15 protein-coding genes are annotated in these 15,140 nt (G+C 69.1%); 6 read left to right on the top strand and 9 right to left on the bottom strand.

Annotated elements, in window-relative coordinates; genetic code table 11:
- Nucleotides 1-50 precede the first annotated feature (50 nt).
- From CBM2594_RS25770 to CBM2594_RS25780, 3 genes are read right to left on the bottom strand one after another with little or no spacing between them, the layout of a single operon-like run.
- Nucleotides 51-1,496, bottom strand: a complete 1,446-nt coding sequence (locus CBM2594_RS25770; RefSeq protein ID WP_116359583.1) for a LutB/LldF family L-lactate oxidation iron-sulfur protein — start codon at nt 1,494-1,496, stop codon at nt 51-53.
- Nucleotides 1,493-2,194, bottom strand: coding sequence for a LutC/YkgG family protein (locus CBM2594_RS25775; protein WP_116359584.1), 702 nt, complete (start codon nt 2,192-2,194; stop codon nt 1,493-1,495). The genes CBM2594_RS25770 and CBM2594_RS25775 overlap by 4 nt, the downstream gene beginning before the upstream one ends.
- Complete coding sequence (locus tag CBM2594_RS25780) at nt 2,191-2,973, bottom strand: (Fe-S)-binding protein (protein WP_116359585.1); 783 nt, start codon at nt 2,971-2,973, stop codon at nt 2,191-2,193. The genes CBM2594_RS25775 and CBM2594_RS25780 overlap by 4 nt, the downstream gene beginning before the upstream one ends.
- A gap of 125 nt (nt 2,974-3,098) precedes the next feature.
- Between CBM2594_RS25780 and CBM2594_RS25785 the strand changes: the two genes are divergently transcribed.
- Complete coding sequence (locus tag CBM2594_RS25785) at nt 3,099-3,818, top strand: FadR/GntR family transcriptional regulator (protein WP_174078319.1); 720 nt, start codon at nt 3,099-3,101, stop codon at nt 3,816-3,818.
- 59 nt (nt 3,819-3,877) lie between these two features.
- Here the strand turns inward: CBM2594_RS25785 and CBM2594_RS25790 are convergent, their stop codons facing one another.
- A complete protein-coding gene (locus CBM2594_RS25790) occupies nt 3,878-4,915 on the bottom strand; it encodes an AI-2E family transporter (RefSeq protein ID WP_116359586.1) in 1,038 nt (345 codons plus the stop codon).
- A gap of 254 nt (nt 4,916-5,169) precedes the next feature.
- On the opposite strand from CBM2594_RS25790, the gene CBM2594_RS25795 reads away from it, so the two are divergent.
- A complete protein-coding gene (locus CBM2594_RS25795) occupies nt 5,170-6,552 on the top strand; it encodes an ethanolamine ammonia-lyase subunit EutB (RefSeq protein WP_116359587.1) in 1,383 nt (460 codons plus the stop codon).
- A gap of 9 nt (nt 6,553-6,561) precedes the next feature.
- Nucleotides 6,562-7,380 carry an ethanolamine ammonia-lyase subunit EutC gene (eutC, locus tag CBM2594_RS25800; protein WP_116359588.1) on the top strand — a complete coding sequence of 273 codons (819 nt, stop codon included), beginning with the start codon at nt 6,562-6,564 and terminating at the stop codon, nt 7,378-7,380.
- Nucleotides 7,381-7,441: 61 nt separating this feature from the next.
- Here the strand turns inward: eutC and CBM2594_RS25805 are convergent, their stop codons facing one another.
- From CBM2594_RS25805 to CBM2594_RS25815, 3 genes are all read right to left on the bottom strand, one after another.
- Nucleotides 7,442-7,915, bottom strand: a complete 474-nt coding sequence (locus tag CBM2594_RS25805; protein ID WP_116359589.1) for an aminoacyl-tRNA deacylase — start codon at nt 7,913-7,915, stop codon at nt 7,442-7,444.
- Between the two features lie 84 nt (nt 7,916-7,999).
- Entirely contained in the window at nt 8,000-8,923 is a 924-nt protein-coding gene (locus CBM2594_RS25810) for a LysR family transcriptional regulator (RefSeq protein ID WP_116359590.1), read from the bottom strand.
- A gap of 78 nt (nt 8,924-9,001) precedes the next feature.
- Nucleotides 9,002-10,315, bottom strand: coding sequence for an MFS family transporter (locus tag CBM2594_RS25815; protein ID WP_116359792.1), 1,314 nt, complete (start codon nt 10,313-10,315; stop codon nt 9,002-9,004).
- Between the two features lie 449 nt (nt 10,316-10,764).
- Here CBM2594_RS25815 and CBM2594_RS25820 point away from each other — a divergent pair, with 449 nt between their 5' ends.
- Both CBM2594_RS25820 and CBM2594_RS25825 read left to right on the top strand, forming a co-directional pair.
- Nucleotides 10,765-11,106 (top strand): hypothetical protein, encoded by a 342-nt coding sequence (locus CBM2594_RS25820; protein WP_116359793.1) that lies wholly within the window; start codon nt 10,765-10,767, stop codon nt 11,104-11,106.
- A 181-nt stretch (nt 11,107-11,287) separates the two neighbouring features.
- On the top strand, nt 11,288-12,058 hold the full coding sequence (locus CBM2594_RS25825; protein ID WP_116359591.1) for a ferredoxin--NADP reductase: 771 nt from the start codon (nt 11,288-11,290) through the stop codon (nt 12,056-12,058).
- Between the two features lie 63 nt (nt 12,059-12,121).
- On the opposite strand, the gene fumC is transcribed toward CBM2594_RS25825, so the two are convergent.
- A complete protein-coding gene (fumC, locus tag CBM2594_RS25830; RefSeq protein ID WP_116359592.1) occupies nt 12,122-13,528 on the bottom strand; it encodes a class II fumarate hydratase in 1,407 nt (468 codons plus the stop codon).
- A 150-nt stretch (nt 13,529-13,678) separates the two neighbouring features.
- Here fumC and CBM2594_RS25835 point away from each other — a divergent pair, with 150 nt between their 5' ends.
- Nucleotides 13,679-14,551, top strand: a complete 873-nt coding sequence (locus CBM2594_RS25835; RefSeq protein ID WP_116359593.1) for a LysR family transcriptional regulator — start codon at nt 13,679-13,681, stop codon at nt 14,549-14,551.
- Between the two features lie 39 nt (nt 14,552-14,590).
- On the opposite strand, the gene CBM2594_RS25840 is transcribed toward CBM2594_RS25835, so the two are convergent.
- A complete protein-coding gene (locus tag CBM2594_RS25840; RefSeq protein WP_116359594.1) occupies nt 14,591-14,941 on the bottom strand; it encodes a four-helix bundle copper-binding protein in 351 nt (116 codons plus the stop codon).
- Between the last annotated feature and the right edge of the window lie 199 nt (nt 14,942-15,140).

Consider the following 15,140-nt stretch of genomic DNA (forward strand, 5'->3'; position numbering starts at 1 on the left):
GGGGAGCAAACAAGCGGGTGTGGGCAGGCGTTGGCGCGTTGAGAAGCGCCCTACTCCGGCTGCCCCTTTTCCTTCAGCAAATCCGCCAGGCTCTTCGCCGCCGGCTTCAGCGGTGTGCGGTGCTGCGTCCATCCCATCTGCTTCGACGGTGTCAGCGCGCGCAGCCGCGTCGCGGCCCAGCGGAACAGCCGGTATGCCGCCGGGTGCGAGTACGCGCCGCTCCAGAAACGCCACACCAGGTGCTCGCCCTTGCTGTACTTGGCCCCCTGGCCGCGCAGGGGGTTGGCCACCCGTTCGTCCGGATCGCGGTTGGCCTCGGTGCGCAGGCGCACCAGCAGTTGCGGGATCGGGATGCGCACCGGGCAGACCTCGCCGCAGGCGCCGCACAGGCTCGATGCGGTGGCCAGGTCGGCGGTGGCGTCCAGCCCCAGCAGATGCGGCGAGATGATCTTGCCGATCGGGCCGGGATAGGTGGTGCCGTAGGCGTGGCCGCCGATGCGGGTGTAGACCGGGCAGTGGTTCATGCACGCGCCGCAGCGGATGCATTGCAGCGTCGCGCGCAGCTGCGCGTCGGCATAAGCCTGGGTGCGGCCATTGTCGAGCAGCACCAGGTGCACTTCGCGCGGGCCGTCGCGCTCGCCCGCGCGGCGCGGGCCCGAGATCAGGTTGAAATACGTGGTGATGGCCTGGCCCGTGGCCGAGCGCGTCAGCAGCGTCGACAGCGGCACGATGTGCTCGAGTCTGGCCACCACCTTCTCCATGCCCATGATGGCGATATGCACGTCCGGCACGGTGGTGGACAGCCGGCCGTTGCCCTCGTTCTCCACCAGCCACAGCGTGCCGGTGTCGGCCGCGGCGAAGTTCACGCCGGACAGGCCGATGTCGGCCTCGACAAAGGCCTGCCGCAGCGCGCGCCGGCCGGTCTGGATCAGCGCGTCGACGTCCTCGGTATAGGACGTGTCGGGGATATGCTCGGTGAACAGCTGCGCGATATCGCCCTTGGTCTTGTGGATCGCCGGCATCACGATATGCGACGGCTTCTCGCCGGCGAGCTGGACGATGTATTCGCCCATGTCGGACTCGATGCAGGCCACGCCGCGCTCGGCCAGGTAATGGTTGAGCTCGATCTCCTCGCTCGCCATCGACTTGCCCTTGATCACGCGCTGCGCCTGCTTCGATGCCGCGATGCGATGGATGATGGCGTTGGCCTCGTCGGCGGTCTCGGCCCAGTGCACCTGTACGCCGGCCGCGGTGAGTTTGTCTTCGAGCTGCACCAGCAGGTCCGGCAGGTTGGCCAGCGCGTGCTGGCGCACCGCCTCGCCCAGGTCGCGCAGGCGTTCCAGCTCATCGGCGTCGGGGAACTGCGCCAGGCGCTTGCCTTGCAGGAAGTCCATCGCGCCGCGGAAGCTCTGGCGCAGCTTGGGGTCGTCCAGCGCCTCGCGGGCGCGCGCCTTGAAGTCCTGCGGTGGAACGAAATTCAGCGTGTGCTGGCTCATCGCACGGCCTCCGCGGTGTCGGTCTCGATCACCACCCACAGCCGGCGCGGACCATGCGCGCCGTAGGCCAGGGTCTGCTGGATGTCCGAGGTCTTGGACGGGCCGGAGACCAGCACCAGGTTGGTCGGCATGCCGTCGGCCCAGCGCTCGGCGCGCGCGGCCATGTGCAGGTCGTCATGCAGCGTCGAGGCGCGCACCAGCGCCACGTGCAGCGGCGGCACCAGCGACACCGTGCGCGGCGAGCCAGCGTCCGGCGCCAGCACCAGCGTGCCGGTGGCGGCGATGCCGGAGCGCGCCACGGTGAAGCCGGCGTCGACGGTGTCGAACAGCTCGGCCTTCCACGCTTCGATCGGGCGGTCGTAGCCGATGGCTTCGACTCCGGCCGGCAACGCGGCAGCCAGCGCGGCGCCGGCCGGGCTGGCCGGATCGAGCAGCAGGCGCCTGACGCCTGCGCTAGCCAGTTCCGCGCCGATCAATGCGGGCCAGGCGCCGGCGTCGGCGCACCAGACCTCGGCATGCAGGCCTTGCAATGCGGCCTGCATGGCGGCGACGCGTTCGCCGGTGGTTGGCGTGCCATGGCGGCGCGCTGCGAAATGGCTGTCGATGCGGCGGTCGAGTTCAGTGGTGTGCGGCGACGGCGCGGGCGCGGCGGCGCGCAGCCGGCCCAGCATGCGTTCGCGGGCGCCGGGCGTGCTCATGCGGCACCTCCGGTGCGGCGCCACAGGAAGCTGGCCAGGTGTTCCACCTGCAGCGGCGCGCGGTCGTGCGCGGCGGTGTGGCCGATATTGAGCAGGCAGCCGCAGTCGGCCGAAACCAGCCGGTCGCAGCCGGTGGCGCAGGCCGAGGCGACCTTGTCGCGCACCATGGCGCCGGAGATGTCGGGATGCTTGAGCGAGAAGGTGCCGCCGAACCCGCAGCATTCGGACTCGCGCGCATGCTCGACGCGGGTCACGCCCGGCAGCGCATCGACCAGCGCCACACCGTGCTGGCGCGTACCCATTTCGCGGCGCGCGCCGCACGAGGTATGCAGCACGATGCGCTCGGGCGGCTGGGCCGCTGCCGATGCCGCGCCGAAGTCCACCTTCAGCACGTGCAGCAGGAACTCGCCCAGCTCATAGACGCGCGCGGCCAGTTCGCGCGCCTTCGGGCCGGCGTCGGCATCGTCGGCAAACAGTTGCGGCCAGTGGTGGCGCATCATGCCGGCGCACGAGCCGGACGGCACGATCACCGGCCACGGCTGGCGGAACAGGTCCAGCTGGGCGCGCGCCACCGCGCGGGCGGCGTCGGGGTTGCCGCTGCTGTAGGCGGGCTGGCCGCAGCAGCTCTGGCCGCGCGGGAAATGCACGGTCAGGCCTTCGCGCTCGAGCAGCCGCACGGCGTCGAGGCCGGCCTGCGGCACGAACATGTCGACCAGGCAGGTGGCAAACAGGTAGGCCTGCGTGGGGGCAGGGCCGCTGGGGTACTGACGATCCTTCATGTCTCGCTCCACACGTGCTGGGTCGCACGTTTGGGCGCATAATTCCCGCTTCCGCGCGGCGGTTCAAATTGGTCGGACCAATTTTTCAGGAGCGCCGCGCCAGATCAGGAGCGAGGAAACACGGCATGACGGCAGCCAGGCACGGGCAGGCGCGCGGACGCGTGGAGTCGGTGATGCGGCGCATGGAGACCGCGCTGCTCGACGGCACCTGGCCGCCCGGCACGCGGCTGCCGGCCGAGCGCTTGCTGGCCGCGCAATACGCGGTGGCGCGCAACACCGTGCGCGAGGCGATCCAGCGCCTGGCCGCGCGCGGCCTGCTGCAGAGCCGGCGCGGCGCGGGCGTCTATGCCACCGACCAGCTGCGCGCCGGCATTGCCTCGCCGTGGGGGCAGCTGGTGGCGGACCATCCCGCGCTGCGTGAAGACATCCTGGAATTCCGCCGCGTGCTGGAGGGGGCCACGGCTTACTTCGCCGCGTTGCGCGCCGATGCCGCCGACGTGAAGCGGATCCGCGCGCTGATGGCCGAGCTGGAACGCGCGCGCGGCGCCGACGACAAGCAGGCCGAGGCCGATGCCGACGCGCAGCTGCATGACGCCATCGCGCAGGCCTCGCACAACACCATGTTCCTGCACCTGCATACCAGCGTGATCGGCATGCTGCGCGAGCACATCACCATCAACGGCACCGGCCTGCGCGAACAGGATGACGATGCCTCGGACCTGCTGCTGCTGCAGCACCGCACGCTGTGCGAGGCCATCTGCGCGCGCCGCCCCGAAGAGGCGCGCACGGCGATGCAGACCCATATCGATTTCGTGCGCAGCCGGGTGGAGCAGGACGGCGGCTAGGGAGCGTCCGTGAGCCGGTCTTTGGTCCAACCACCGCGCCGGCGTGCCGGCCGCGGCATTCAGATCAGCCCGGCACCGGCCAGCTCGCGCTTCAGGTACGCATAAAAAATCGGCCCGGCGATCACGCCCGGGATGCCGAACAGCGTTTCCATCAGCAGCATCACCATCAGCAGTTCCCACGCCGCCGCCTGGATGCGCGCGCCGATGATGCGCGCGTTCAGGAAGTACTCGAGCTTGTGGATCACCACCAGGAACACCAGCGAGGCCACCGCGATCGGCAGCGACACCGACAGCGACGCGACCACGATGGCCGTGTTCGAGATCAGGTTGCCCAGCACCGGCAGCAGGCCCGCGACGAAGGTGATCACCACCAGCGTCTTGCTCAGCGGCAGGTGAACACCAAAGAGCGGCAGCACCAGCAGCAGGTAGATCGCCGTCAGCACGGTGTTGATGGTGGAGATCTGGATCTGCGCGAAGATGAATTGCGAGAAGGCCTGCTGCAGCGTGCGCGCACGCGCCACCAGCGCCGCTGCCAGCGGGCGCCGGTTGGGGCGCGCCACCGCGCGGTACAGCGCCACCATCGCGCCGATCACCAGCCCGATCAGGATATGCACCAGCGTGCGCAGCACTTCGGCGCCCAGCTTCTGCGCCGTCGCGGCATGCTCGCGCAGCGTGTCGATCAGCGTGTTGGCCAGTTCGTCGACGCCGTTGGGCAGCGCGTCGCTGACCCAGGGCGGCAATTGCCCGCGCGAGCGGTCGATGATGTCGGCGACGTGGTTGAGCAGGCCGTCGAGCGTATTGCCCTCGCCGCTGACGAAGCGCACCAGCAGCCAGCCCGCCAGCGTCAGCCCCAGCAGGATCAGCGCGGAAAGGATCGCCACGGCGAGCGCGTCGTGGCTCTGGTGCAGGCGCTTCAGGCGCGGCGCCAGCACGTCCACCAGCGAGTACAGCAGCAGCCCGGACAGCAGCGCCGCGACCAGGTTGGCATGCAGCACGGTCCAGAGCGCCAGCGCGGTCAGCAGGTAGGCGACGGTGCCGACGCTGTACCACGCGGCCGGCGGCAGGCGCGGGGTGGCGGTCGGTTCGGGGTCTTTCATCGGTGTCTCCGGCATGCAATTTGCTGAAATGCTGAAATAAGTCCTGGATTCTCGCCGATCCAGATGTAATGACGGCGTCAGCCGCCCGAGCGGCCCCATGTGCCGCCGCAGCATGGCTTCGATGTTGGCATATCGGCACACGCAAAGGGTGTCTATATTAGGGGGAATCGGGCTCGGCCAGTCGTGCGCCGCGCTGTCTTTCCGCTGTCTCGCCGCTGTCTCTCGTCCATCGCCACGCCCAGGGAACGCAACGCATGGCCTACACCCATATCATCGGCAACCACCGCCACGTCTTTGCCGACCTGCGCGCGCTGCTGGCCAAGGCCAGCCCGGCGCGCTCCGGCGACGCGCTGGCGGGCCTTGCCGCACACAGCGAGCAGGAACGGATGGCGGCAAGGCTGGCGCTGGCCGAGGTGCCGCTGACGCGCTTTCTCAACGAGGCGCTGGTCCCCTATGAAGACGACGAGGTCACGCGCCTGATCCAGGACCGCCACGACGCCGCCGCCTTTGCCGCGATCGGCGCCACCACCGTGGGCGACCTGCGCAACTGGCTGCTGTGGCACGACACCGACAGCGCGCTGCTGGCGCGGGTGGCGCCCGGGATCACGCCGGAGATGGCGGCAGCGGTCAGCAAGCTGATGCGCAACCAGGACCTGGTCGCGGTGGCGCGCAAGTGCCAGGTGGTCACGCGCTTTCGCAGCACGGTGGGCTTGCCGGGCCGGCTGGCGGTGCGGCTGCAGCCCAACCACCCCACCGACGACCCCAAGGGCATCGCCGCGTCGATCATCGACGGCCTGCTCTATGGCTGCGGCGATGCCACCATCGGCGTCAACCCGGCGTCGGACAACCTGGGCACCATCGTTTCGCTGCTGCGCATGATCGACGAGCTGCGCAGCCGCTTCGACATCCCCACGCAGTCTTGCGTGCTGACCCATGTCACCAACACGCTGCGCGCGATCGGGCAGGGCGCGCCGGTGGACCTGGTGTTCCAGTCGGTGGCCGGCAGCGAGCGCGCCAACGCGGCCTTCGGCATCAGCCTGTCGCTGCTGGCCGAGGCGCACGACGCGGCGCAGGCGCTGACGCGCGGCACCGTGGGCGACAACCTGATGTATTTCGAAACCGGGCAGGGCAGCGCGCTGTCGGCCGACGCGCACCACGGCGTCGACCAGCAGACCATGGAGGCGCGCGCCTATGCGGTGGCGCGCGCGTTCTCGCCGCTGCTGGTCAATACCGTGGTGGGCTTTATCGGGCCGGAGTACCTGTACGACGGCAAGCAGATCATCCGCGCCGGGCTGGAGGACCACTTCTGCGGCAAGCTGATGGGCGTGCCGATGGGCTGCGACGTCTGCTACACCAACCATGCCGAGGCCGACCAGGACGACATGGATACGCTGCTGACGCTGTTCGGCGTGGCCGGCATCAACTTCATCATGGGGGTGCCGGGCGCCGACGACATCATGCTGAACTACCAGAGCACCTCGTTCCACGACGCGCTGTACCTGCGCGAAGTGCTGGGGCTGCGCCCGGCGCCGGAGTTCGAGGACTGGCTGCAGCGCATGGGCATTGCCGACGCCGCCGGCCGGCTGCTGGAACCCGCCGCGCGCCAGCCGCTGCTGCAGATGGCGCACAGCTTGTAAGGAGCCGCGATGACGGTCGAACCCCAGACTCCCGCCAGTCCGGACCGCGCCGCGCCCGAAGCCGACCCGTGGCAACGGCTGCGCCGCTTCACGCGCGCGCGCATCGCGCTGGGCCGCACCGGCCACAGCCAGCCCACCGATGCGGTGCTGGCGTTCGGGCTGGCCCATGCGCAGGCGCGCGATGCGGTGCACCTGGCGCTGGAGGTGGGCGCCGTCACCGCGGCGCTGGATGCGGCGGGGCTGGCGCACGTGGCGGTGCACAGCGCCGCGCCGGACCGCGCGCACTACCTGCGCCGCCCCGACCTGGGCCGGCGCCTGGACGAAGCCAGCGGCGCGCGGCTGGACGCGGCGCGGCCGCAGCAGGCGCCGGATGTGGTGTTCGTGATTGCCGATGGCCTGTCCGCGCTGGCCACGCAGCGCCATGCGCTGCCGCTGCTCGAAGCGGCGCGCCAGCGCCTGCCGCAAGGCTGGCACATCGGTCCGGTGGTGGTGGCCGAGCAGTCGCGCGTGGCGCTGGGCGACGAGATCGGCGCGCGGCTGGGCGCGCGCCAGGTGGTGATGCTGATCGGAGAGCGGCCCGGGCTGAGTTCGCCGGACAGCCTCGGCATCTACCTGACCTATGCGCCGCGCCCCGGCCGTACCGATGCCGAGCGCAACTGCATCTCCAACGTGCGCCCGGAAGGGCTGCCCTGTGCGCACGCCGCCGAGCGGCTGGTGTTTCTGCTGCGCGGCGCCGCGGCGCTGGGGCGCTCCGGCGTGGACCTGAAGGACGACAGCGCGCCGGCGTTGCCCGAGGGCAGCGCCGAGCCGGCGCCGCAGGTCCGCTGAAAACGCAAAACGGCCACCACGCGGGCCGCAACCCGCGTGGTGGCCGTTGCCGCCGCACCGCTTACATCATGCGGCGCGAGAACTGCCCGTGTCCCGCATCCGACATCAGCTGCCTGAACTGGTCGCCGCTCATGTGCACCAGGTCCTGGTGGTCGCCGCCCTCGAAATACACTTCGGGCTGCTGCATCAGGCTGTCGTCCACATAAGTCTGCATGCCGTATGCCATTGCCACCGGCGGAATCGCGCCGAGGTCGCAATCCTTGAATATCTCGCGGATCTCGTCCTCGTGCGCCAGCACCAGGTTGCGCCCGGTCTGTTCGCAGATGGCGGCCATCTGCAGGTGATGGCTCGAAGGGATCACAGCGGCAACGTAGCCGCGTTCATCCTCCAGCAACAGCGTCTTGGCCAGCCGGTCCCCGGGCACGTGCGCGGCCTCTGCCGTGGCCATGCTGCTCAGGGTGTAGGGGTGGCGGATGATGTCGTAGCGGGTGTTCTTGCTGCTCAGGCAGTTTGCGAGCGTGCTGGCCAGGGCCATGGTTGCTCCTTGGTTACCGATGCGCCGACGGTTATCCTTGTGCTCCTACTATAGTGCGCCGGCACCCGGCCTGAAGGGCCGCGGCTAACGGTGCAGCCGCGGCCACACCGCCTGCAGTTCGGTCTTCAGGAAATTCAGCAGGTAGCGCGTGGCCAGGGTCTGGTAGCGGTTGGGCAGGGTCAGCATGTAGAGCTTGCTGCCGAACACGCTGATGCGGTAGTCGGACAGCAGCGGCACCAGCGCCCCGCTTTCCAGTTCCGCGCCGATCGCATAGATCGGGAAGATGCCGACACCCAGGCCGGCCAGCACCGCCTCCTTCAGGAAGGCGAAGTTCTCCGAGCTCAGCGTGGGCTCGAGCACCACCTGCTCGCGCACCTCGTCGCCGCTGCCGCCCTCGCGCGAACCCGATGCCTTGAGCTTTTGCCCCACCGGCGACGCGCACACGATCGCATGCGCCTGCAGCCCGGCCAGCGCCTGCGGCGCCGGGTGCCCGGCCAGGTACCCCGGCGACGCGCACACGATCCAGTCGACCGCGCCGATCTCGGTGGCCACCACCGAATCCGGCGGGGTGGAGATGATGCGCAGCGCCACCTCCACGTCTTCCGACACCAGGTTGTGCACGCGGTTGTCGAACACCACGTCGAGGGTGATGTCCGGGTAGCGCTGCTTGAACTGCACCAGCAGCGGCGACAGCAGCGAATGGCCAAGCCCGGTCGGCACCGACAGCCGCACATGGCCTTGCAGGCTCTTGCCCATATTGCTGATCAGCGCATTGGCCGCCGCGACCTCGCCCAGGATATTGCGGCCGTGCTCGTACAGCCCGGCGCCGACCGGGGTGGGCTCGACATGGCGCGTGGTCCGGCGCAGCAGCTGCACGCCCAGCTCTTCCTCCAGCGCCTTGAGCCGGTAGCTGACGTTGGCGCGCGTCATCTTGAGCTTGCGCGCGGCCGCGCTCAGGTTGCCGGCGTCGACGATGTCGACGAACAGGCGCAGGGCGTTCAGGTCCATGGGGTGATCGAAGAAAGGCGGAGGCGGATGGGGGCATCAAAGCCCCCGTATATTGCCATGCCGGCGAGACGCCGCGCCTCAGTGCTCGTGGTGCAGGTATTTGGCCTGGCGCGGCAGGCGCAGGCTGACGCAGAAGGCAATCGCCATCATCGCGCTCACATACCAGTAGAACGCGGTCTCATGGCCCAGCGTCTTCATGCCGAGCGCGACATACTCGGCCGAGCCGCCGAAGATCGCGTTGGCGATGGCGTAGGCCAGGCCCACGCCCAGCGCGCGCACCTCGGGCGGGAACATCTCGGCCTTCACGATGCCGCTGATCGAGGTGTAGAAGCTGACGATGGCCAGCGCCGCGGCGATCAGCACGAAGGCCATCCCCGGGCTGCTGACGGTGCGCAGCGCGGTCAGGATCGGCACCGTGCACAGCGCGCCCAGCGCGCCGAACCACAGCATGTTGCTGCGCCGGCCGATGCGGTCGGACAGCGCGCCGAACACTGGCTGCATGCACATGTACAGGAACAGGCAGCCCGTCATCACATAGCTGGCGGTCTTGATCGACATGCCGGCGGTGTTGACCAGGTACTTCTGCATGTACGTGGTGAAGGTGTAGAAGATCAGCGAGCCGCCCGCGGTATAGCCCAGCACCGTGAAGAACGCGGCCTTGTGGTGGCGCAACAGCGCGCCCACGCTGCCGGCCTCCTTGCTGCCGCGGGTGGCGGCCGACGAGGTCTCGTGCAGCGTGCGGCGCAGGAACAGCGCCACCACCGCGGTGAGCGCGCCCACCACGAACGGGATGCGCCAGCCCCAGGCCTTCAGTTCGGCCTCGTCCAGCAGTTGCTGCAGGATCACCACCACCAGCACCGCCAGCAACTGCCCGCCGATCAGCGTCACGTACTGGAACGACGAGAAGAAGCCGCGCCGGCCGCGCAGCGCCACCTCGCTCATATAGGTGGCGGTGGTGCCGTATTCGCCGCCCACCGACAGGCCCTGGATCAGCCGCGCCAGCAGCAGCAGCGCCGGGGCCCAGTTGCCGATGCTGGCATAGGTGGGCAGGCACGCGATCAGCAGCGAGCCGGCGCACATCATCACCACCGAGATCAGCATCGAATGCTTGCGGCCGTGGCGGTCGGCAATGGTGCCGAACAGCCAGCCGCCGATCGGGCGCATCAGGAAGCCGACGGCGAACACGCCGGCGGTGTTCAGCAGCTGCGCAGTGGGATCGGACTTGGGGAAGAACGACGGCGCGAAATAGATCGCGCAGAAGGCGTAGACGTAGAAGTCGAACCATTCGACCAGGTTGCCCGACGAAGCGGCGACGATGGCGTAGACGCGCTTGCGCACGTCCTCGCGGTCAGGCGTCGCCGTCCGGGCTGGGGTAGCGGTGAGATCGGTCATGATGTGGTCTTTGCAGTCAGGGCGGTGCAAGCCGCCGCGGTGGATCGCGCTGCGCAGTACGGGGCGGGGGATGCCGCGCACAGGATCGCCTGACGATAGGCGGTGGAGCGGCAAGGGGGAACACGGGGGCAGGCCGGGCGAAAAGCAGGAGCCCGTCGGACTGGGGCGTGATCTGGCGCGCACTGCGGCGCTATTGGCATCAGCGTAGCCGCTGCGGGCCTGGCTGCCCACCCCCCGAAGCGTGTTGCGGTGCAGCATGAATGACGGGGGCGACGGCGCCATCAGGCTTTGCGGCCGATTGTCCAATGCGCTGGACACTGAATTCGAATTGGCGCCGTCCGGCGCCGCGCCGCAATGCGCTGTTGCGCGCACCGCGGCTTGCACTGTGCGCCGGTCTGGGCAATGATTCGAGCCGGACCTTCAACTGGCCTTCTGCGCCCCCGTTTCCCATGCACCGCTCGTTGCGCCGCTGGCTGTGCCTGCCATTGTTCTTTGCCGGCGCCAGCGCTTCCGCCCAGGACCTGGTCGAATGCAAGCGGATCGAGCACGACCAGCTCATCATCGCCTCGCAGGAAACCCTGCTGTTCCTGCGCTGCCGCGCGCGCCAGGTCGCCTACGAGGCGCCGCGGCTGAAGGGCGTGTCGCAACGCGTCAAGGACGACCTGGTGTTCGCCTGCCTGGACCAGGCCGACGCGGTCGAGCACCAGCTGCGCGTGCGCCACGGCTACTCGCGCGAGGCGCTGGCGCGCCAGCGCTGCGAACTGTCCGGGGCGACTTCCCCCGGCGGCTGACGGCAGCTCTGCGGCGCGCCGCTCCATCCGCAGCGTGCCCGATACGCCTCATCCGCGCTTGGTCCGTGCAAAGCCCTTGCTGGCGTTGCAGGCTCCGCCTGCGCCGACCCGGGCCATGCGTTAAGATCGCTTCCTTCCCAGCCGTTTTGGCGCGCCGTTGCGCTGCATTCCGCGTCTTGCCATGAGCAATCTGAACCAGCAATCGATCCTTTCCGTCCATCACTGGACCGACACCCTTTTCAGCTTTACCTGCACGCGCGACCCCGGTTTCCGCTTCGAAAACGGCCAGTTCGCCATGGTCGGGCTGGAAGTCAACGGCCGCCCGCTTCTGCGCGCCTACAGCATTGCCAGCGCCAACTATGAAGAGACGCTGGAATTCTTCAGCATCAAGGTGCCCGACGGCCCGCTGACTTCGCGCCTGCAGCACCTGCGCGAAGGCGACCAGATCTATGTCGGCAAGAAGCCGACCGGCACGCTGCTGGTGGACAACCTGCTGCCCGGCAAGACCCTGTGGCTGCTGGCCACCGGCACCGGCCTGGCGCCGTTCCTGTCGATCATCCGCGACCCGGAAGTCTACGAGCGCTACGACAAGGTCGTGCTGACCCACACCTGCCGCTTCGTCGAAGAGCTGGCCTACCGCGAGCTGATCCAGGAACACCTGCCGCAGCACGAGCACCTCGGTGAACTGGTGCGCGAGAAGCTGGTGTACTTCCCCACCGTGACGCGCGAAGAGTTCGACAACCGCGGCCGCATCACCGACCTGATCGCCTCCGGCGAGCTGTTCGAGCGCCTGGACGTGGCACCGTTCTCGACCGAGAACGACCGCATCATGCTGTGCGGCAGCCCCGACATGCTCAAGGACGTGCGCGCCATCCTGGAAGCGCGCGGCTTTGCCGAAGGCAATATGAGCCACCCCGGCCATTTCGTGCTGGAAAAGGCCTTCGTCGGCTAAGGCCGGCGCGCCCCGCCCCGGCGCGGTCCCGCGCCGGGCGCCTCTGTTGCATTCCCTCGGGCGCTATACCTCGCGCGTCATTCCCTTCAGGTCGATCCACTCGGCAAACTGCGCCTCGGTGACATGCCCCGACGCGATCGCGGCCTCGCGCAGCGACAGGTTGCGCTTGACCGCCAGCTTGGCGATTTCCGCGGCGCGGTCGTAGCCGATATGCGGGTTGAGCGCGGTCACCGGCATCAGCGAGCGCTCCAGCAGTTCGGCGATGCGTTCGCGGTCGGCCTCGACCCCCTCGACCATATGCTCGGCAAAGCTCGACGCCGCGCCCGCCAGCAGGCTGACCGACTGCAGCAGGCTGTAAATGATCACCGGCTTGTACGCGTTCAGCTCCAGCGTGCCCAGCCCGTTCGCCAGCGTCACCGTGGTGTGGTTGCCGATCACGCGGCAGCACACCATCGCCAGCGCCTCGGCCTGGGTCGGGTTGACCTTGCCCGGCATGATCGACGAGCCCGGCTCGTTGGCCGGCAGCACCAGCTCGGCAAAGCCGGCGCGCGGACCGGAGCCCAGCAGCATGAAGTCGCGCGCGATCTTCAGGAATGACGACGCGGTGGTGTTGAGCGCGCCGGACAAATCCGCCAGCGCGTCGTGCGCGGCCTGCAGCGCATAGCGGTTGGGCGCGGGCTCGAACGGCAGGCCGGTGTAGTCGGCCAGCGCCCGCGCAAAGGCCGTGGCAAAGCCGTGCGGCGCGTTCAGGCCGGTGCCCACCGCGGTGCCGCCCTGCGCCACCGGCATCGCGCGCAGCATGGCCTGCTGCAGGCGCGACTGCGCATCGGCGACCTGCGTCATGTAGCCGGAGAACTCCTGCCCCAGCGTCAGCGGCACCGCGTCCTGCAGGTGGGTGCGGCCCACCTTGACGATATCGGCAAAGGCGTCGACCTTGCGCGCGAAGGTCTGCTGCAGCTGCTCCAGCGCCGGCAGCAGTTCCTGCCGGATCGCGCGCGTGGCGGCGATGTGCATCGCGGTGGGGAAACTGTCGTTGGACGACTGGCTGGCGTTGACGTGGTCGTTGGGATGCACCGGGGTCTTGCTGCCGACCTCGCCGCCCAGCAACTGGATCGCGCGGTTGGCGATGACCTCGTTCAGGTTCATGTTGGTCTGCGTGCCGGAACCGGTCTGCCAGACCGACAGCGGGAATTCATCGGGCCAGCGGCCTTCGATGACCTCGGCGGCGGCCTGCTCGATGGCGTGCGCCAGCTCGGGCCGCAGCACGCCCAGTTCGCCGTTGGCGCGCGCCGCGCACAGCTTCAGAATGGCAAACGCCTCGATCAGCGCGGGCGGCATCTTCTCGGTGCCGATGCGGAAGTTCTGGCGCGAGCGTTCGGTCTGCGCGCCCCACAGGTGGTCGGCGGGCACGGGCACGTCGCCCAGGCTGTCTTTTTCGATGCGGGTGGCGGCGGTGGACGGGGCAGGCATGGGCTGACTCCTTCTCAATGCGAGCGGGCGGCTGGGCCGGAGGATAGGGTGCGGTCCATTAGAATACCGCTTCGCCATGGCGGGCGCCGCGCCCCGCCGTCTTGCCGCGTTGCCGGCGTTCGCGGCCCGTTCCGGGGATATCCACCTCGCATGCTCATCGCCCAGCTCAAATCCTTCTTCATGGTGGCCCGCATCGGCAGCGTCACGCAGGCGGCCAAGCGCCTGGGGCTGTCGCAGCCGACCATCACGGCGCAGATCCGCGCGCTGGAAGAGGCCTACGGCGTGGAACTGTTCCATCGCGGCGGGCGCCGGCTGGCGTTGTCCGACGCCGGGCTGGCATTGCTGCCGCGGGTCGAGGCACTGGTGCAGCAGGAAACCGAGATCGACTTCTTCCTGCGCCATTCCGGCGACCTGCGCACCGGCAGCCTGCGCGTGGGCGCGACCGCCCCTTACTACGTGCTGGAACTGATCCGCCGCTTCAGCGACCGCTTCCCGGCCATCGACGTGAGCGTGGTCACCGGCAACTCGCAGGAGGTGCTGGAGGCGCTGCAGGAATACCGCGTCGACCTCGCCACCTCGTCGCAGCGCGTTGACGATGCGCGGCTGTCGCGGATGCTGCTGGGGATCGATCCGCTGAGGCTGGTGGTGCATCGCAGCCATGCGCTGGCCGCGCGGACCGAGGTGCCGGTCAGCGCGCTGGCGGACTGCCGGCTGCTGATGCGCGAACTGGGATCGACCACGCGCATCGCCACCGAAGACATGCTGGCGCAGGCGCGCGTCAGCCCGATGGCGCAGATGGAAATCGGCAGCCGCGAATCGATCCGCGAAGCGGTGATCCGCAACCTGGGGGTATCGGTGATCGCCCGGCACGAGGTGCCGAGCCATCCTGACCTGCGCGTGCTGGGCTTCACCGATGCTGCGCCGTGCCTGCACGAATACCTGTATTGCCTGCGCGAGCGGCGCGGCGCGCGGCTGATCGATGCCTTCGTCGCGCTGGCGGACGCAGCGCCCGGCGGAGATTGAGCGCAGCTGAAGCAGGGCAGAAGCGGGGCGGCGCTTGCGCTACGCCGTCATTTTCAGGCACTGCTCCATGCAGGCGGCGCAGGCGCGCGCGCATTCCTGGCAATGCTCGGCGTCATGGCGCTCGCATTCCTCCTTGCACCACTTGCAGACTTCGGCGCAGTCCTCGCACACCAGCGGCGCGAACTCGCTGTTGCGCAGCATGTAGGACGCGGCCAGCTGGGCGATGCCGGCGCAATCCATGTCCAGCGCAATGCAGCGCGCCATCTTGCGCACGTCCTGTTCCTCCAGGCACGCGGCCGCGCACTTGAGAGCGGCCGCCGCCGCGGCATTGCAGGCGGCAATGCAGTCGGCGTAGCGGGCGGCGTTTTCCTGCACGTTGGGTCGCATCATGGAACGTCCTCCTTTGGGGGTAGGTGGATGGCACCGGCATGCCCGCGGTGCGGCAAGCGACGCATGCGCGGCCGCACGGGGCATCGTTATCCACAATAGCAGGCGCTGCCGCTTCCTGTCGGCCCGGTATTTGCTGCGCCGTGCTGGTTACAATGCCGGGTAGGCGCGTCACCGGCGCAACGTGGCAGGTACCGGCACG

Origin of the sequence: Cupriavidus taiwanensis (assembly GCF_900249755.1) — a bacterium.
Lineage (GTDB): Bacteria > Pseudomonadota > Gammaproteobacteria > Burkholderiales > Burkholderiaceae > Cupriavidus > Cupriavidus taiwanensis_D.